The sequence below is a fragment of the Streptomyces sp. NPDC021356 genome, from assembly GCF_040641015.1.
GTDB lineage: Bacteria > Actinomycetota > Actinomycetes > Streptomycetales > Streptomycetaceae > Streptomyces.
The window spans coordinates 12,768-29,496 of sequence record NZ_JBFACU010000011.1; the positions used below are offsets into that span (position 1 = coordinate 12,768).

General features: G+C 72.5%; 17 protein-coding genes. 9 read left to right on the plus strand and 8 right to left on the minus strand.

The annotated features are described in order from the left end of the window. The first annotated feature begins 313 nt into the window (after nt 1-313). The 3 genes from AB0G56_RS16505 to AB0G56_RS16515 all read left to right on the plus strand — a co-directional run bounded on the left by AB0G56_RS16505 (nt 314) and on the right by AB0G56_RS16515 (nt 3,128). Nucleotides 314-886 carry a transcriptional regulator gene (locus AB0G56_RS16505; RefSeq protein WP_360969657.1) on the plus strand — a complete coding sequence of 191 codons (573 nt, stop codon included), beginning with the start codon at nt 314-316 and terminating at the stop codon, nt 884-886. Between the two features lie 104 nt (nt 887-990). Next, complete coding sequence (locus AB0G56_RS16510; protein ID WP_360969659.1) at nt 991-1,356, plus strand: helix-turn-helix transcriptional regulator; 366 nt, start codon at nt 991-993, stop codon at nt 1,354-1,356. Beyond that, nucleotides 1,353-3,128, plus strand: a complete 1,776-nt coding sequence (locus AB0G56_RS16515) for a helix-turn-helix transcriptional regulator (RefSeq protein WP_360969661.1) — start codon at nt 1,353-1,355, stop codon at nt 3,126-3,128. Before AB0G56_RS16510 ends, AB0G56_RS16515 begins: the two co-directional genes overlap by 4 nt. A 30-nt stretch (nt 3,129-3,158) precedes the next feature. Here the strand turns inward: AB0G56_RS16515 and AB0G56_RS16520 are convergent, their stop codons facing one another. After that, on the minus strand, nt 3,159-3,887 hold the full coding sequence (locus tag AB0G56_RS16520) for a transglycosylase SLT domain-containing protein (protein ID WP_360969663.1): 729 nt from the start codon (nt 3,885-3,887) through the stop codon (nt 3,159-3,161). Between the two features lie 377 nt (nt 3,888-4,264). Between AB0G56_RS16520 and AB0G56_RS16525 the strand changes: the two genes are divergently transcribed. Beyond that, on the plus strand, nt 4,265-5,272 hold the full coding sequence (locus AB0G56_RS16525) for a BBE domain-containing protein (protein WP_360969664.1): 1,008 nt from the start codon (nt 4,265-4,267) through the stop codon (nt 5,270-5,272). 17 nt (nt 5,273-5,289) lie between these two features. Here AB0G56_RS16525 and AB0G56_RS16530 read toward each other — a convergent pair whose 3' ends face one another. The 4 genes from AB0G56_RS16530 to AB0G56_RS16545 form a co-directional block, all read right to left on the minus strand. Further along, nucleotides 5,290-5,721, minus strand: coding sequence for a hypothetical protein (locus tag AB0G56_RS16530; protein ID WP_360970072.1), 432 nt, complete (start codon nt 5,719-5,721; stop codon nt 5,290-5,292). 121 nt (nt 5,722-5,842) lie between these two features. Continuing rightward, nucleotides 5,843-7,054: a putative sulfate exporter family transporter gene (locus tag AB0G56_RS16535; protein ID WP_360969666.1), complete on the minus strand. Its 1,212-nt coding sequence runs from the start codon at nt 7,052-7,054 to the stop codon at nt 5,843-5,845. Beyond that, nucleotides 7,051-7,614 (minus strand): cysteine dioxygenase family protein, encoded by a 564-nt coding sequence (locus tag AB0G56_RS16540; protein WP_360969668.1) that lies wholly within the window; start codon nt 7,612-7,614, stop codon nt 7,051-7,053. Before AB0G56_RS16540 ends, AB0G56_RS16535 begins: the two co-directional genes overlap by 4 nt. 102 nt (nt 7,615-7,716) lie before the next feature. Further along, complete coding sequence (locus AB0G56_RS16545; RefSeq protein WP_360969670.1) at nt 7,717-8,622, minus strand: LysR family transcriptional regulator; 906 nt, start codon at nt 8,620-8,622, stop codon at nt 7,717-7,719. Between the two features lie 295 nt (nt 8,623-8,917). Between AB0G56_RS16545 and AB0G56_RS16550 the strand changes: the two genes are divergently transcribed. The 4 genes from AB0G56_RS16550 to AB0G56_RS16565 all read left to right on the plus strand — a co-directional run bounded on the left by AB0G56_RS16550 (nt 8,918) and on the right by AB0G56_RS16565 (nt 13,483). After that, a complete protein-coding gene (locus tag AB0G56_RS16550; protein WP_360969672.1) occupies nt 8,918-10,573 on the plus strand; it encodes a VCBS repeat-containing protein in 1,656 nt (551 codons plus the stop codon). Between the two features lie 256 nt (nt 10,574-10,829). Further along, a complete protein-coding gene (locus AB0G56_RS16555; RefSeq protein ID WP_360969674.1) occupies nt 10,830-11,342 on the plus strand; it encodes a hypothetical protein in 513 nt (170 codons plus the stop codon). Nucleotides 11,343-11,754: 412 nt separating this feature from the next. Next, a complete protein-coding gene (locus AB0G56_RS16560; RefSeq protein ID WP_360970074.1) occupies nt 11,755-12,264 on the plus strand; it encodes a TetR family transcriptional regulator in 510 nt (169 codons plus the stop codon). A 106-nt stretch (nt 12,265-12,370) separates the two neighbouring features. After that, nucleotides 12,371-13,483, plus strand: a complete 1,113-nt coding sequence (locus tag AB0G56_RS16565; protein ID WP_360969676.1) for a hypothetical protein — start codon at nt 12,371-12,373, stop codon at nt 13,481-13,483. 190 nt (nt 13,484-13,673) lie between these two features. Here the strand turns inward: AB0G56_RS16565 and AB0G56_RS16570 are convergent, their stop codons facing one another. Next, nucleotides 13,674-13,970, minus strand: coding sequence for an HAD-IA family hydrolase (locus AB0G56_RS16570; protein ID WP_360969678.1), 297 nt, complete (start codon nt 13,968-13,970; stop codon nt 13,674-13,676). 256 nt (nt 13,971-14,226) lie between these two features. Here AB0G56_RS16570 and AB0G56_RS16575 point away from each other — a divergent pair, with 256 nt between their 5' ends. Beyond that, on the plus strand, nt 14,227-15,315 hold the full coding sequence (locus AB0G56_RS16575) for a glycerophosphodiester phosphodiesterase family protein (protein WP_360969680.1): 1,089 nt from the start codon (nt 14,227-14,229) through the stop codon (nt 15,313-15,315). A 13-nt stretch (nt 15,316-15,328) separates the two neighbouring features. Here AB0G56_RS16575 and AB0G56_RS16580 read toward each other — a convergent pair whose 3' ends face one another. Then, on the minus strand, nt 15,329-16,174 hold the full coding sequence (locus AB0G56_RS16580; protein WP_360969682.1) for a prephenate dehydratase: 846 nt from the start codon (nt 16,172-16,174) through the stop codon (nt 15,329-15,331). Then, on the minus strand, nt 16,171-16,509 hold the full coding sequence (locus AB0G56_RS16585) for a hypothetical protein (RefSeq protein ID WP_360969683.1): 339 nt from the start codon (nt 16,507-16,509) through the stop codon (nt 16,171-16,173). The genes AB0G56_RS16580 and AB0G56_RS16585 overlap by 4 nt, the downstream gene beginning before the upstream one ends. Nucleotides 16,510-16,729: the final 220 nt, after the last annotated feature.

A 16,729-nucleotide genomic window follows, 5' to 3' on the forward strand; every position in this document is an offset into this window, starting at 1 on the left:
CGGTCGCCCGGGTGGTGCTCTCGCCGGTGGAACACGGTCATGGGCCGGTGGAGCGCAGTCATGACTCATGGCCTCGCCGGTCCCGCCGGTCCCCGCGCACGCGCCGCGGAGGCCCGGAACGGGAGAGGGCCTGAGCATCCTCATTTTGACACCCGGCGACCAGGTTGTCCGTAAGGTTTGCGATCGGAGCCGTAGCGGGGGAACGGGCCTGCGCCGCCGGCCGGGGCCCGCCCGTCGTGGACCATACTGATCACGAAAGCCCCCGCGGTGCCGCGAGGCCGGGGCGGGGGCCGGGCACAGGAAGGAGGCGGACATGCCCGAACGGACCCAGGAGTTCGGCAAGTACGGCGCCCGGGGCATCAAGGGGTACGAGGCCGTCGCCCGCCGGCTCGACGTGCTCGCCGGTTTCGTCGTCACCCCGGTGACCACCCGGCGCGGCCTGCTGGCCCGTCTGCACTACCTCACCCGCACCCCGCACGCCCGCGAGGCGGCCCGCGCGGCGGGTCTGACGGTCACCGACCGCACCCTGAAGGCGTGGCTCGACGGCCGCCGCAGCCCGTCGAAGAAGAACCTCGAACGCGTCGAGACCGCCTACCGGACCGTGCGCCGCCACAACGTCGCCCGCTATCTGCTGGGCCGCCTCAACCGGGAGGGCCGGGGCACCCGCGTGGAGATCCACCCGCTCAACCAGTCCCAGGTGCCCCGCCCGAGGCAGCGCGTCGTGGAGTTCCGCGCCCTCAACATCCGCCGCTGGGACCGCATCGTCGCGGCCTGGGCGGCCGACGACGCCCAGGCACTCGACGACGCCTGGGTCGACCAGATCGTCGACCTCGGCTCGCAGTGGGGGCAGTACGAGTACGTCACCAACGTCGGCTTCGCCGCCTGACGGCGCCGGCACCCGCCCCTCCCCTCTTCGCTGTCGCTCTCGCGACCGCTGCCGCTATGCGTCATGCGCATGGTTCATAGGGCACGGGTGCTAGATTCTGCGGTATGCGGATGACTCTGGCGGACCGGGTCCGGACAGCCGTGGCGGCGCTCCTGCACGCCACGGGCGAGTCGCAGACGGATCTCGCGGCGGCCCTCGGAGTGAGCCAGGCGCAGGTGAGCCGCCGTCAGTCCGGGAGCACCGCGTGGAGCCTCGACGACTGCGACGCGGTCGCCGGGCACTTCGGCATCGACGTACTGGACCTGCTGGCCGGGCCGACCCGGGCGTCGGAGGCGCTGCCGGACATCCGCCGCAGGGGAGCCGGGCGGCGCGCGCCGACGGGCCGGACCGAGCAGCCCGCCGCCCCCTCCGTCTCCGCCGTCCCCCATGGCTCCGCTGCCCCCGCTGCCGCGCAGGAGGTCGCGCGATGACGGACTTCGACGCGATCGACGCCCTGCTGGCCGCCGCCCGGCAGGAGGTCCCGCTGCCCGGGGCCGAGGAGCGGCGCGCGCTGCGCGAGGGGCTGAACCTGTCGCGCGCCCAGGTGGCGCAGGCGCTCGGTGTCGGCCCGTCCACGGTGGGCGGCTGGGAGTCGGGGCGCGACCCGAGCGGTGAGGTCCGGGAGAAGTACGCGTACTTCCTCTCCGGGGCGCGCGCCCGCCTGGCGGAGCAGGCCGCCCGCGAGCGGGAGCAGGAGAGGGGATCGCAGGGGGAGTCGGAGCCCGAGCCCGACACGGCGGCGGAGGCCGCGCCGGCCGTGGAGGCCGGCGACGTCCCCGCCCCCGACGTCGACGACATGGAGGTGGAGGCCCTCGCGGAGCCCCGGGCCTGCGTGCTGTGCGGCGGGCCGGCCCGGCAGCAGGTGGCGGGGTTCCCGCAGCACCTGGACCCGGCCGAGTGCTCCGCGCCGACGGCACCCGCCACGCCGCCCGCGCCGTCGCCCGGCCCCGGAAAGCCGGTCCCCGCCCCCACGCCCGGCACGAGCGCCCCTCCCGCCATCGGCAGGCACACGAGCACCCCTTCCCGCACCGGCGGCACCGGCGGCACCGGCGGCACCGGCGGCACCGGTGACCGGCCCCGGCCTCCGGCCGGAACCCGTACCGAACCTCACGCCGGAACCCGTACCGAACCTCACGCCGAAACCCGTACCGAACCTCACGCCGAAACCCGCGCCGGAGCCCGTACCGAAACCCGCGCCGGTGTCCGCATCGTCCCCACCGGCCGCCGGGCGCAGGCGGCGGCCTCCGTCGAGCCGGACCTGATCGGCCGGGCCGTCGCCGAGGCACTGACCCGGCACGCCGGTGATGTCGAGGCCGCCACGGCCGCGCTGGTCAAGCGGGCCATCCCGGACGCGATGGCCCTGCTGGACCACACCCGCAAGGGCGGCCGGTACGACGTCGTGGCGCACCCGTGGCTGCCCGACGTCCTGCACAAGCAGACCGCGCGCGGCGCCGACCAGATCTGGGAGGCCCGGCCCAAGTGGACCCGGCCCGAACTGCCGCCGGGCAAGCACGAGGTGACCGCGCTCGACGTCAACGGCGCCTACCTGAGCGCGCTCAAGACACATCTGCCGCTCGGTCAGCTGGAGCACTCCACCGGCGACCACCACGACCGGCGCCGGGCGGGTGTGCACCTGATCACCCCGCCCGCGTGGGAGCACGAAACGGTCCTCCCGAACCCGATCGGCAACCGCGACGAACCGGGACCGCTGTGGGTGACGGAGCCGACGCTGCGGCTGCTGCTGCGGCTGTCCGGGCCGAAGTACGGCCTCTGCGACCCGCCGGAGATCCACGAGTCCTGGACGTCGGGGGCCACGGAGAACCTGCTGGAGAAGTTCCGGGTGGCGCTCAAGGACGCCCGGGACCGGGCGATCGCCGAGGACGACGAGGTGACGCTGACGTACGTGAAGGCGATGTACTCCAAATTCGTCTCCACCCTCGGCGAGTCGAACTACAACCGCGAGATCTACCGCACCGACTGGATGCACCTGATCCGCAGCCAGGCCTTCGTGAACCTGTGGTGGAAGGCGCACCGGTCCTACGACGAGGGCCTGATGGTGGTACGGGCGATGGGCACCGACGAGTTGCACGTGATCGGTGACTGGCGCGGCGTCTTCCCCGAGGGCCGGGGCGTCACCGAGGTCAAGGTCAAGGACACCTACACGGTGGACGCCGCCGACGAGCCCTCCCCCGAGGGGCCCTGACGATCAGGGCCCTCCTCTGGGGCCCGACGATCAGTACCAGTGGTTCGACGACCAGAACGACCAGGCGCCGCACGGGCTGCCGTAGCTGCTGTTCATGTAGTTCAGGCCCCACTTGATCTGCGTGGCCGGGTTGGTGCGCCAGTCGGCACCGGCGGAGGAGTACTTGCCGGCCGGGAGCGCCTGGAAAAGGCCGTAGGCGCCCGAGGACGGGTTGACCGCGTTCATGTTCCAGCCGGACTCGTGGCTCACGATGTTGCTGAAGCACTGGAACTGGCCGCTCGGCACCATCTGCCGGGCCATCGCCTGTATCTGGGCGGTGGAGTAGGAACCCTGGACGGGGAAGTCGGAGGCGTCGGAGGTCGTGCTCTGACTCGTCGCCTTCTTCAGTTCCTCCTTCTCCTTTGCCTGCTCCTTGGCCTTCTTGTCGGCCGCTTCCTTCTCGGCGGCTTCCTTCTCGGCCGCCGCCTTCTTGGCGATCGCGGTCTCGGCCGCCGCCCTGCGGGCCGCCTGCTCGGCGTCCTTCTTGGCGCTCGCGTCGGCGGCCATCGCCTGGGCGTCGGCCTGCTGCGTGAGGGACGCGGTCTGCACCGGCGCCTGCTGCCCCACCGGGATGTCCGCGAGAAGCGTGGCGTCGGCCGCCGTCGCCTCGGCGTCGTTGTTCTGCGCGCTGCTGACCGACGCAACGCCCACGACGCTTCCGACAGCGGTGACCGCGGTGGCCGAGGCCACTGCGAGTCCCCGGACCGAGATCCGGCTCACACGGTTTCCCTTCGCCAAGGCCCCCGTGCCGTCACGGGGGCGAGTCTCACGACCCCCGACTCTGCCGTACCGGACAGCACAAGGCAATCCCCGCTCCCTTTCGTCCCGTTCCGCCACGGCCGCCCCGCATGCTTCACCGCTCACAGCCGGACGTGCGGTGAACCCCTGGGGAGACCGCACACGTGTGCATGCCGTAAGGGCTTCTCTCCTCAGTGGAACAGCGAGATCAGCATGAGCGGGAACCTTCCGGACCAGGCCGTGGCGGCGCTTTCGCCGCACGGCGCCGCGGCAGACTTCTCACCCCAGGACGTGGCCTCTTTGCGGCAGGCCGTCGCCGGACCGGTGCTGGTGCCCGGTGACGAGGGTCACGCGGCCGAGTGCGCCACGTACAACCTCAACAACCGGCTGGAACCGGCGGTGGCGGCCAGAGCCCGCTGCTCGGGCGGACGCTGGGCTACGCGGCCGACCACGTGCGCGGCCTCGACGTCGTCACGGCGGACGGGGAACTGCGCCACGTCACCGCCGACAGCGAGCCCGACCTGTTCTGGGCGCTGCGCGGCGGCAAGGGCAACTTCGGCGTGGTGACGGCGATCGAGTTCGACGTGTTCCCGGTGACGCGCTTCTACGGCGGCGCCCTCTACTTCCGCGCTGCGGACCTCGCCGAGGTGCTGGAGGCCTGGCGGGCCTGGGTGCCGACCGTGCCGGAGGAGATGACCTCCTCCGTCGGCATCCAGCGGCTGCCCGATCTGCCGGTCCTGCCGGAGCCGCTGCGCGGAGCCGTCGTGGTGCACCTGCGGATCGGCTACCTCGGCTCGGCCGACGACGGCGAGAAGCTCATCGCGCCGCTGCGCGCGTCCGCGCCGCCGCTGCTCGACCTGATCGGGGAGAAGCCGTACACCGCCCTGGGGGAGATCCACCTGGATCCCGTGGACCCGATGCCGTACTACGACCGGAGCGTCTGTCTGGGCGAGTTCACCGGGAAGACGGTGGACGCGCTGGTGCGGCTGACCGGGCCGGAGTCCGGCTGCACACTGGCCAACGTGGAGGTCCGGGCGCTCGGCGGTGCCTTCGACCGCGAACCCGCGCTCCCCAACGCGGTCTCCACGCGGGGCGTGCCGTTCGTCGTGTTCGGGTTCGCGGTGGGCGGCGCCGACCAGGCGGACGTCCTGCGGGGCGGGCTGGCCGAGGTCGTGGACGGGCTCGCGCCGTGGGCGCTGGAGCGCAACATGGTGAACTTCCTGTCCCCGGACGAGGCGACGGACCCGGACGGCGTGCGCGCGGTGTACGGGCCGGAGCGCTACGGTCGGCTGGCCGCGGTGAAGCGGCGCCACGACCCTTCCAGCGTCTTCCGTTTCAACCACAACGTCGCTCCGGGCAAGGACTGAGGCCCGGGCGCGGGGTGTTACTTCTTCGCCTTCAGCGGGCCCGCGAAGGACTTGCGCAGGGAGGAGGGGGCGGCGAGCGGGAGCAGGGCGGCGAGCGCCTTGCCCTTGACCGAGGCGGGCTGCCGGGTCAGTTCGACGTCGACGCGGGTGCCGTCGGCCTGGGGGGTGGTGGTGAAGACCCAGCCGCCGCCCGCGCCGAAGAGCTTCGAGTCGAGCGTGGTGATGTCGACCCGGCCCGCCTCGGCGTCCCACTCGTAGCGCGCCCGCTCCCATGCGGCGGCGGTGCCCTCGGTCACCTCGGCCCAGGTGTCACCGAGTCGGTGGACGGTGAAGTGGTCGGCGTCGATGGTGGGCCAGTTCTCGGCGCGGGAGGGACCGAAGTCGGTCAGCACCTCCACCACGCCGGAAGGGCTGAGCGAGGAGATGAGGTGGAAGCGGATGACGGTCATGGTGTCCCTCACGTCGAGAAGTGGTAACCGGCAGAAGTAGTAACCGGTTCGGCTGGTGACGACTCTTCCATGCAGGTCGTCACCGGTCAAGCCGGTTACTCACGTGAGGGGGGCAGTCCCGTCAGGTCGTCAGCAGCACACCCCCGTAGGAGACACCCGCGATCACGACCCAGGAACAGAGTCCGAGCGCCGCGACACGGCCGCCGTCACGGACGAGGGAGGGCAGGTGCACCGCGCTGCCCAGGCCCACGAGTGCGGCGGCGAGCAGCAGTTCCTGCGCGTGGTGGGCGAGGTCGAGGACGGTGTGCGGGACGAGGCCGGTGGAGCGCAGCGCGACCATGGCCAGGAAGCCCGCGACGAAGAGCGGCACGACGGGCGTACGCGCTCCGCGACGGGTGTCCCGCGCGGCCGTTCCGCCGGTAGCGGCCGCCCGCGCGGCGTCCTTGCGCCGGCCGCGCCGCAGGGACAGCCCGACCGAGGCGACGAGCGGGGCGAGCATGGCCACCCGCATCAGCTTGACGAGCACCGCTTCGCGCAGGGCGGTGGGCCCGGCGGTCTGCGCGGTCGCCACGACCTGCCCGACGTCGTGCACACCGGCCCCCACCCAGCGGCCGAACTGCCCGGCGTCCAGGCCCAACGGGCCCTGGAGCAGCGGAAGTACGACGATGGCGAGGGTGCCGCACAGCGTCACCATCGCCACGGCCGTCGCCACGTCCTCCTCCTCGCTGCCCGAGACGTCGCTCATGGCCCCGACCGCGGAGGCCCCGCAGATCGAGTAGCCGGTGGCGATCAGCAGCGGCTGGTCCCCGGGCAGGCCGAGACGGCGCCCGAGCCAGACCGTGCCGGCGAAGGTCGCGGCGACGGTGCACACCACCATGACGACGGTCTGCCAGCCGAGCCCGGCGACGTCGTCGAGGCCGACGCTCAGGCCGAGCAGGACGACACCGGCGCGCATCAACCGCTTGCCCGCGAAGGTCAGTCCGGGCCGCGCCGCGCCCCGCACCGCGCCGCGCAGCCGCGGAAGGTGTGCGGCGAGCACACCGAGCACGATGGCGGCCGTGAGCATCGGCACGCCCGGAAGCAGCCGGTGCACCGTCCACGCCAGCGTGACACCGGCGGCGGCCGCCGCGAGCCCCGGCACCTTGGCCCGCGCCCCACCGGCAGCACGCGGCTTCGGCTCCGTCCCCGGCCCCGGCGCCGCATCCGGGCCCTGCTCCTGCCTTGGCTCCTGCTCCGGCCCCTGGCCCTTCCCCTGTCCCCGCCCGTGCCCCTGGCCCGTCTTCGGCCGCGTCACCGACGTGGTGCGGGTCACCGACGTGGTGCGCCCGGTCATCGTTCGTCGTCCGGCGGCTCGTAGACCCGGCGGACGCTGCTGCCCAGGCGGCCGATGTCGGCCCCGTAGATGTGCAGGGAGACGGCTTTGCCCCCGCCCGCGTTCCAGACCCGGTGGATGTCGCCCGGCGGTGCGAAACCGCAGACGTCGCCCTGCTCGTTGACGACGTCCTGGGTGGCGAGGAGACGTGTGCCGTCGCCGTCGGAGACCTCCCGGTAACGGCGTTCGTGTTCGCGGCCCTCGTGCACCCCGGTGACGCACCAGGAGACGTGGTCGTGGACGGACGTGCGCTGCCCCGGCAGCCACACCAGGGCCACGACGGAGAAGCTGCCGTCCTCCTCTATGTGCAGGACGTGCTGGCGGTAGTCCTCGGCACTGCCCTCGCGCTGAGACTCCGTCAGCAGTTCGGGGTCGCCGAGGTGCGGTGCCAGGCGCTGTGCGACCAGGTGCGCGGTGCGGTCACCGGGCAGGCCCTGCCCCACGGCCTCCCGCACTTCCTGGACGAGACGGTCCAGGCGGGGGGCGGCCGCCGTGCGTGTCCGGACGTCGGTAGTGGTCATGCTGCCAGCGTCCGACCGGGAGAACCGCACGTCCAACGACGGTTTCTTCGGTCGTTCCCAAGCTGTGCTTATGCGGGACGGGCCGTGTCGCTGCGGGACGGCTCAGCAGCCCACGCGCCGCTGCGCGACCGCCTTGATCGTGTCGACGACCAGCGCGGTCGCCGGGACCCTCAGGTGCTCGCGCAGCACGTACGCCGAGATACGGCGGCGTACGGCGGGCTCCAGCGCGCGGCCCGCGACCCGGTCGAGCCGCAGGAAGGACAGCACCAGGCCGGGCATCATGGCCACCCCCAGCCCCTCGGCGACCAGCGACTGCACCACGAGACCGTCGTCCGTCGTGAACGCGATGTCGGGTGCGAAGCCCAACTCGGCGCACTCGTGCAGGAAGTTGGTACGGCAGCGCGGGCACCCGGCGATCCAGCGCTCCTCGGCCAGGTCGGCCAGCCTGACCGCCCGCCGCCGGGCCAGCGGGTGACCGATCGGCATCAGTACGGTCAACTGGTCCTCCAGGAGCGGGATCTCCTCCACCTCGTCCGGTACCGACTCCCGCAGTCCCGGATAGGTGAAGGCGAGCGTGACGTCGCACTCGCCGCGCGCCAGCCGCTCCAGCGAATCGGGCGGCTCGTCCTCCAGCAACTGCACACGTATGCCCGGGTGGTCGGCGGCGAGCCGGGCCAGCGCCTCGGGGACCACGGTGGCGTTGGCGCTGGGGAAGGCGCAGACCCGCACCCGGCCGCTGCGCAGCCGCGTGATCGCCGTGACCTGCTCCTCCGCCACGGACAGGCTGCCGAGTATGGCTTCCGCGTGCCGGGCCAGGGTCTCCCCGGCCTCGGTCAGCCGCATCCGCCGGCCGACCCGGATGAACAGCGGGGAGCCGACGGACCGCTCCAGCGCCTTCATCTGCTGGGTGACGGCGGGCTGGGTGTAGCCGAGGACCGCGGCGGCCCCGGAGTAGGTTCCGGCGTTCACCACCGCGTGGAAGGTCCTGATGTGCCGTGAATCGAACACACCTCGCATCATAAGCAGAACTTGGGTTCCGGTCCGCAGAGGTGTCCTTGTACCCGCACCTGCCCCTGCCCCTGCCCCTGCCCCTGCCTTCGAGCGGTTTCGGTTCCGGGGACAGTACAACCATCGGCAGGGCACGACTGTCGTACACTCCGACGATCATCGGCTTCACTGAATCTTTTCAGGATGCCGACACCACAATCTGATCAGTGGGGGGCTTTTGTCTACTTCGCGCCCATTCGGTAGAGCGCGCCGTTCCCGGCTGCTTGGCTGCACCGCCCTCGCGGTGGCCGCAGGCATGTTCCTGAGCACGCCGGCCCTCGCCGCGGACAAGCCGTCGCAGGACGTCTCCATCCCGAAGCCCAAGTCTGCCCTGCCCAAGGCGGACCGGCCCGCGGCCGGCGTGCACGCCGCGCCGGGCCTGCGTTCGGGCATCAAGGCCGCCGGAACCACCTTCGACCTGGACGGCGACAAGGTCGACGACAACATCGTGCGGCTCGACGACGGGACGACCCTCGTCTGGCTGAGCACCAACGGCAAGTTCCAGCAGTACACCATCAGCCAGGACAACCCCGACGAGAAGTCCAAGGACATCCTCACGCCGGGAAACCTCGACGGTACCGACGACCCCGAGGTCCTGACGCTGTCCACGACGGGCACCCTGTCGCTGTACCACAGCACGAGCACGTCCGGCACGAGCTACAGCACCTGGAGCGGCCAGGGCTGGCAGATCTACAACAAGGTCATCGCGCCCGGTGACGTGACCGGCGACGGCAAGCCCGACCTGCTCGCCCGCACGTACTCCGGCGACCTGTACCTGTACCAGGGGACGGGCAACGGCAGTTCGCCCTTCCGCGCCCGGGTCCTGGTCGGCGGCGGCTGGTCGATGTTCGACCAGCTGGTCGGCGTCGGGGACATCAACAAGGACGGCATCGGCGACGTCGTCGCCCGCACGCCCTCCGGCGACCTGTACTTCTACGCCGGCAAGGGCAGCGCCACCGCTCCGCTCGCCGCCCGGACGAAGATCGGCAGCGGCTGGAACACGTACAACCAGATCATCGCCGCCGGCGACTGGAACGGCGACGGACTGGGCGACCTGCTCGGCCGCACCGCCTCCGGTGACCTGTACTACTACTACGCCGACGGTTCGGGGAACTTCCTCGCCCGGAAGAAGAACGGCAGCGGCTTCGAGCCCGTCGACCTCTTCTCGGGCAGCGGAGCCAACCCGTACTGGGGCAAGGCCTCGCTCGTCGGCCTGGACAACGGCGGCACGCTGTACTGGTACGGCGTGCTGCACAACGGCCAGCTGGGCGGACGCGCCAAGATCAGCGACACCGGCGGCTGGGCCGGCGCCCACGTCGGCTACGCCTCCTCGCTCGACGCGGACGGTTACGCGGACGTGCTGGAGCAGTGGAACGGAGCGCTGTACAACCACAGCTACGGTACCGACTCCGCCGTGTCCAACGGCTGGAGCAAGTACAACCTGTTCCTCGGCCCGGGCGACCTGAACGACGACGGCAAGGGCGACGTCCTCGCCCGGGACACCTCCGGCAACCTGTACCTGTACCGCGGGAACGGCACCGGTGGGTCCCTCGCCTCGCCGCTCAAGATCGGCGGCGGCTGGAACGGCTACGACAAGATCGTCGGCGCGGGTGACCTCAACGGCGACGGCCGTGCCGACATCGTCGCGCGGACCCCGTCCGGCACGCTGTACCTCTACCGCGGCACCGGCAACAGCACGTCGCCCTTCGCCTCCAAGGTGAAGATCGGCACCGGCTGGCAGCAGTACAACAAGCTGGTCTCGCCCGGTGACATCGACGGGGACAACCAGGCCGACCTGCTCGCGGTCAATTCCAAGGGCGAGCTGTACCGCTACTCCTCCACCGGCCAGGGCCAGTTCAAGGCCCGCGCCAAGCTCGGCACCGGCTGGAACACGTACAAGAACCTGTACTGACCCGCCCGTAGCGGCCTCAACGGCCGCGGTGGCGCGGAACTCGCGACAGGAAAGGGGCTCCCCCGGCGTCACGGCGCCGGGGGAGCCCCCCTTTCTGCTCCCGGCGCCCGGCCCGGTGCGTCCCCTCCCGGCCAGGGACCGAAGAGACCGGGAACCGGGGTGCAGTCATATGGCCGATGCGTCCGGCTCTGCCGGAAGCCACGCTGAAGCGAGTGACGCCGCACCAGCGCGCACCGTTCCCGCTTCGGAGTCCGACATGACCAGGTTCACCATGATCGACCTGACGGGCCGGCCCGCCTCCCGCCGCCCGTCGACCCGGCCGCCGCTGCCCCGCCGCCGGCCCGCGGCCGACCGCGACGGCCCGGCCCGCAGACCCGCCCTCACGCTCGTCCCGGGCTGCGACCCCTACCGCAGCCCCGTCGAACTGCGCACCCTCGTCCGCTCACCCATGCCCGAGAACGTGCGCGGCGCGCTGGTGACGACGGTGCGGAAGGCGCCGGGCCGGGCGTTCCAGGCCCGCTGGACCACACTCGACGCCCCCTCTCGCATCCCCCCGGGCCGGGTGCGTCTGTCCTGGACCCCCGCCGGGGAAGAACGGATGGACGTCAGCGCCCACTTGGGGCCGCCGGGCGCCCAGGTCCTGCTGGCCGTGTGGCCGGCGCTGCACGGCAACTGGTGCGACGTGGTCCGCCCGACCGTCGCGGAGGTGACGGATCTGCACGCGGCCCTCAGCCTGGCCACCGCGGCCCTCGACCACCTGGTCCGCTGAACCGGCCGGTGCGCCCCTCCCCGGCTCACGTCACTCCGGCGTCACTCACGACGTCACATCGACGTAACATCGGCGGCACTCGTCATCCCGTCGATCCCGTCCAACGACACCAACGCCACGGTCCTCGCGATCGCCGAGCGCGCGGCCGACCTGCTGCGCCACGGGTGACGAGGGGCCGGGCCACGGGTGACCGCGAGCCGTGCCACCCATGACGGCGGGACGGACGGGGTGGCCGACGGGACGGGCGGCGTCCACGGCGGGCCTCTCCGCCCCACGTACGGGACGCTTCCCTTCCGTGCCGGCACAGGTGGGTGGCGCACCGGCCATCAGGTTGCACAGGGCTGACTAAGCTGGGCGCGGGAGAGCCGACGCAGCACGCAACCTGGAAGCCGTCCTGACCACCGGGGCACGGCTGCTCGCCGCCGACCCGGCCGCGAGCATCGCGAGCATCGCCGCCGAGGCCGGAGTCGACCGCCGCACCGTCTACCGGCGGTTCGCCTCACGCGAGGAACTCCTCGCCGCCATCCACATCTCCCGCCTCGAAGCCATCGAGAGCGCCATCGAGGACGCCCGACTGCGCGAGGCCCCCGTCGCCGTCGCCCTGCACCGCTACGTCGAGAACATCATCACCGTCAACCGCACCTGGCCCGTCGACCTCACCCGCATGCTCGCCGACGACGACATACGCGAACGCCGCGACCGCTCCCTCCAGGAGGTCGACACCTTCCTGCGCCGCGCCACCGACGAAGGCCTCCTCCGCCCCGACCAGCCAGAAGGCTGGACCGCTGCGCTCCTCCCGCAGCTGATGCACCTGGTGGCCCGGCAGATGCCCCACCTCAGCGCGCCCCGGGCCGCCGACGTCGTCGTCGACACCTTTCTCCAGGGAATGGGAGCCCGGCAGTCCGGGCGGACGACTCCGTAGCCGCCGTCGGCGCGGGTCAGGCGTGGGCGGCCACGGGATGACGCGGTTCGCCCCCGCCCATCCGCCGCGGCGTGTCGGAGCCCTGTCCCGGGAGTACGTGCGGGCCATGTCGACGTTCGCCTCCGGCGACGGCGCGGACCACGTGCAGGCGCTGAAGGAGACCGCCGCACAACTCGCTCACGCGGCACACGAGTTCGGGTACCAGCTGGACTACACGCGCATCACCATCGCCGGCCAGGTGGTCCTCTTCCTGCTGGAGTGGGCGTTCACCCTGCTGCTGATGCTCATCGACCCGGCCGAGGCGCTGGCGGAGCAGGCTGCCCTGCGGGCTGCCTTCCGGGCGCTGCTGCTCAAGGAGCTGCGGCGGCTGTCGCTGGAGGCCGCGGTCATGGTCGGCGTCAACGTCGGCCTGTCCACCGCGCTGGACGGGCGGGCCCGGTGGATCCTGGCGGCCCAGGGCAAGCACACCACGCAGGGCGCCGCCTACCACCGCCAGTCGGTGGTGTTCGGCGCGATCCAGGGTGCGATCGGCACCGCGCTGCCGTTCGCGACGGCGGGCACGTCCAAGGTGCTGGCGAAAGCCTCCCTCCCCGCGCTCGTGAAGGACCTGGAGAAGGCGGTGCAGGCAGGCCTGCACCGTCCCGCGCCGTCGGCCCCGGCCCGTACGGCGGGCGAGGACGCAGCCGACGCGGCTCCGGCGCACGCCGTCCGGGGAGCCGGACTCGTGGTCCCGCGCTCCTCCGTGGCCGACGCCGTTCCCGATCCCCATCTCGCCGCACTGGACGGCTGGTTCGCCGGGAAGCTGGCCGCCGTGGTGGCGCCGGTGGCCGTCTCCCTCCGCCCGGGCGTGGTCGACGGCGCCGCCCGCGGCCTCTTCCGGCTCCGCGTGGAGACGCTCTTCGGCAGGGCCTTCGCCGAGCACATCGGTCCGGCGGCGGCCCGGAGCGCGGGACGCGACTGGGCGGACGCGTTCCTCGCCCGCGACGGGTCGTCCTCCCGCACCGGCCGTTCCGCCCTGGCCGAGGCGCTGGGCGAGGCGGTGCGTCCACTGCCCGAACGGTTCGCCCCGCTGCGGACGCGACTGTCGGACGGCGTGGCGCGGGCGCTGCCCGGCAGGGCGGCCATGAAGGGGCTGACGCTGCTGTTCGAGACGCCGCTGAACGCGGCGCCCCAGAACCTCTCCGAGGGCGTGTTCAACGTCTGGCTGACCGGCACGTGACGACACGGCGCGACATGTGTGCCGTGCGGGCGGGGCGGTCCGGTGTGATCGCCCCGGCGAGATCACTATATGTTTCTCGCTCCGACCCGCCTCACTTGCCACCGAGGAGCCGCCGGGGGGTGCTCGGGGTTGGTGTACTCGCGCCAGGCCGCGATCAGGCCGTCACGGATCTCGTAGACGGCATGCGGCGTCAGTCCGTCCCGCCCAGCGATACGCCCAGGAGCGCCTCCATCCGGGCGATCGTCTCGTGCGGCTGCCGCGCGTGGATCGTCGCGAAACCCAGTTCAGCGGCGGGCGCCAGGTACTCCTCGGTGTCGTCGACGAACACACACTCCTCGGCGGGCAGGTCCAGCATCTTGAGGACCAGCGCGAAGATCTCGGGCTGCGGCTTGCGCAGGCCGTGCCGCTCGGAGATCACCACGGCGTCGTAGTTCCGGTCCAGGTCGTAGCCCGAACGAGCCAGGCGGCCCCCGCAAGTCCTGCTCATGGGGCCGCCTTCCCGTTCCGGCTCCATTCCCCGGGAAGCCGGAACCGGACGGTCCCGCCCGCCTCGTCCACAGGCGGGCGGGACCACGGAGCAGGCACGAGCGGCGCGCACCTCGTCGGGCCCGGCACCGCACGGCGACCCCGTTCCGCACCCGTTCACCCCACCCTCACGAACGGGTCTCGTGCCGTCCGGAACCACGGCCTAACCTCACCGGGTCCGCTTCCCCGTTGCCGCCCCGACCCGAACGAGGTCCCCCATGCCCCTCCGGCGTGCCCTGGCCGTCCTCACCGTCCTGCCCGCCCTCGCGCTCGCCCTCCCGGCGAACGCGCAGGCGGCCACCGCCGCTCCCCGGCACCCCGCCCCGCCCCACCACCGGGCCCCCTTCGACCTCCAGGCCCACCGCGGCGGTCTCGGCCTCACCACCGAGGAGTCCCTGGAAGGGTTCGGCAAGGCGCTGCGCCTCGGGGTGAGCACCCTGGAGCTGGACACGCAGATCACCAAGGACCGCAAGGTCGTCGTCAACCACGACCGGCAGATCAGCGCCGTCAAGTGCGCCGACACCGGGCCGGTGGTGCCGGGCGACCCGATGTACCCGTACGTCGGGAAGTACATCAAGGACCTGACACTCGCGCAGATCAAGACGATGGACTGCGGGTACCGGCAGTTGCCCGGTTTCCCCGAGCAGGAGCAGGTCAAGGGCTTCCGGATGGTGGAGCTGAAGGACGTGCTGAACCTGGTCAAGCGCTACCGGGCCCGGCAGGTCAAGCTCGACATCGAGACCAAGGTGGAAGCCGGAGCGCCCGAACAGACCGCGCCGCGCGAGCTGTTCGTGCGCCGCGTGTACGAGGAGATCCACCGCTCGGGCATCGAACGGCAGGTCACCGTCGAGTCCTTCGACTGGGGCGCGCTGAAGACCATGCACCGGTTCGCGCCGTCGTACCCGCTGGTGGCGCTGACCAACTACGACTTCCTGCAGGTGGGCGAGCCGGGCGCGTCACCGTGGCTCGGCGGTGTCGACGCCGACGACTACGACGGCGACTTCGTGAAGGCCGCCGCCGCTGCCGTCCCCGGCCTCACCACGCTCTCCCCCAACTACGGCTTCCCGCAGAACGGCACGGTCGCCGACCCGGGCTTCCGCTTCTACCCCGACGCGCGGATGGTGGCCGAGGCGCACCGGCGCGGCCTGAAGGTCGTCCCGTGGACCTGCGACGACCCCGCGACGCTGGAGGCGCTGATGGACCTGGGGGTCGACGGGGTCATCACCGACTACCCGGACCGCGTCCGGGCCCTGATGGACGAGCGCGGCATGCCCCTGCCGAGGGCCTACCCCGGCCCCCGGCAGTGACGCGGTTCCTCGCTCAGGCGGGGCGTTCGCCCCGCCGGTGGGGGTGGGACGGGTAGACGCCGAGGACACGCACCTCGGAGGAGAAGAAGCGCAGCTCCTGGAGGGCGAGCGCCACGTTGGGCTCGTCTGGGTGGCCCTCGATCTCGACGTAGAAGCGGCTGGGGTTGAGCCCGGCGCCCATCTGGTAGCTCTCGATCTTGGTGAGGTTCACGCCGCTGCTGGCGAACCCGCCGAGCGCCTTGTAGAGGGCGCTCGGAATGTTGCGCACGCAGAAGAACAGGCTGGTCACCGTGGGCCCGTCCGTGCCCGGCCAGGGGCCCTGCTCCCGGGAGAGCACCACGAACCGCGTCGTGTTGTCCGGGTCGTCCTCGACCCCCGCACGCAGCACGTCGAGCCCGTACAGTCCGGCGGCGGCGGGCGGGGCGAGCGCCGCGTGCCGCGGGTCGCCCAGCTCGGCCACCTCACGCGCCGAACCCGCCGTGTCGTCGCTGACCAGCGTGCGCCAGCCGCCCTCGCGCAGCAGCTTGCGGCACTGCCCGAGCGCGTGCACATGGCTGCGCACGCACTCCACCTGATCGAGGGAGGCGCCGGGGACACCCATCAGGTCGAAGCGGATGGCCAGGAAGTACTCGCCGACGATGAACAGTCCCGATTCCGGCAGCAGGTGGTGCACGTCCGCCACCCGGCCCGCCGCGGAGTTGTCGACCGGGATCACCGCCACATCGGCCGTGCCCAGCGTCACCGCGTCCAGTGCCTGCTCGAAACCCGTGCAGGGCAGCTCGCCGCCGTCCGGGAACAGCGCCTGGGCGGCGGTCGCCGAGTTCGAGCCGCGCTCACCCTGATATGCGACGGTCGTCACCGTGTATCGCCTTCCACCGTGGGGGTCCTCTCGTCGGGCGGCAGCAGGTCCACCGCGTACCGCATGTACTGCAGTATCGGGGTGCTGTCGTCCACCAGGGAAATCAGGGGGTCCTGCGCCGCGCTCCCCCGGCAGGCCAGACCGTGCTCGTACGCCGCCGAGACCACCTGGTGCACCAGCCGGCCCGCCCGCCGGACCTGCTCGGCGAGCACCGCCTCGGCGGCCGGCCGGGCCCCCGCCGCCGTCCGGGAGACCCCGTGCAGCCGCGCCGCCAGGCTCAGCCGCTCGTCGTGCAGTGCGGCGGCCAGCTCGGCCGCCGCCTCGACGGGCGACACGGCGGGTGACCGGACGGCGCGGGGGGGTGCCGAGCGCGGCCAGGGCGCCGGTCAGCCGCCGCACGGCGCCGAACGCCATGCCCGCCACCGCCGCCCAGACGAACACCGCGTCCCCGGCCCCCAGCGGGGTGCCGGACGAGCTGGTGGCGAACCCGCCCGGCACGTACACGTCCGCCAGCCGGAACACCGCCCCGGACCCGTCCGTCCCCCTGTCCGCACT

Bases quoted from the DNA above. Each gene is read 5' to 3' on its own strand.
- AB0G56_RS16570 (WP_360969678.1), bottom strand. From the start codon at position 13,970: ATGAGCAGGACTTGCGGGGGCCGCCTGGCTCGTTCGGGCTACGACCTG.
- AB0G56_RS16510 (WP_360969659.1), top strand. From the start codon at position 991: ATGCGGATGACTCTGGCGGACCGGGTCCGGACAGCCGTGGCGGCGCTC.
- AB0G56_RS16530 (WP_360970072.1), bottom strand. From the start codon at position 5,721: ATGACCGTCATCCGCTTCCACCTCATCTCCTCGCTCAGCCCTTCCGGC.
- AB0G56_RS16550 (WP_360969672.1), top strand. From the start codon at position 8,918: ATGTTCCTGAGCACGCCGGCCCTCGCCGCGGACAAGCCGTCGCAGGAC.
- AB0G56_RS16505 (WP_360969657.1), top strand. From the start codon at position 314: ATGCCCGAACGGACCCAGGAGTTCGGCAAGTACGGCGCCCGGGGCATC.
- AB0G56_RS16540 (WP_360969668.1), bottom strand. From the start codon at position 7,614: ATGACCACTACCGACGTCCGGACACGCACGGCGGCCGCCCCCCGCCTG.
- AB0G56_RS16555 (WP_360969674.1), top strand. From the start codon at position 10,830: ATGACCAGGTTCACCATGATCGACCTGACGGGCCGGCCCGCCTCCCGC.
- AB0G56_RS16535 (WP_360969666.1), bottom strand. From the start codon at position 7,054: ATGACCGGGCGCACCACGTCGGTGACCCGCACCACGTCGGTGACGCGG.
- AB0G56_RS16565 (WP_360969676.1), top strand. From the start codon at position 12,371: ATGTCGACGTTCGCCTCCGGCGACGGCGCGGACCACGTGCAGGCGCTG.
- AB0G56_RS16575 (WP_360969680.1), top strand. From the start codon at position 14,227: ATGCCCCTCCGGCGTGCCCTGGCCGTCCTCACCGTCCTGCCCGCCCTC.
- AB0G56_RS16515 (WP_360969661.1), top strand. From the start codon at position 1,353: ATGACGGACTTCGACGCGATCGACGCCCTGCTGGCCGCCGCCCGGCAG.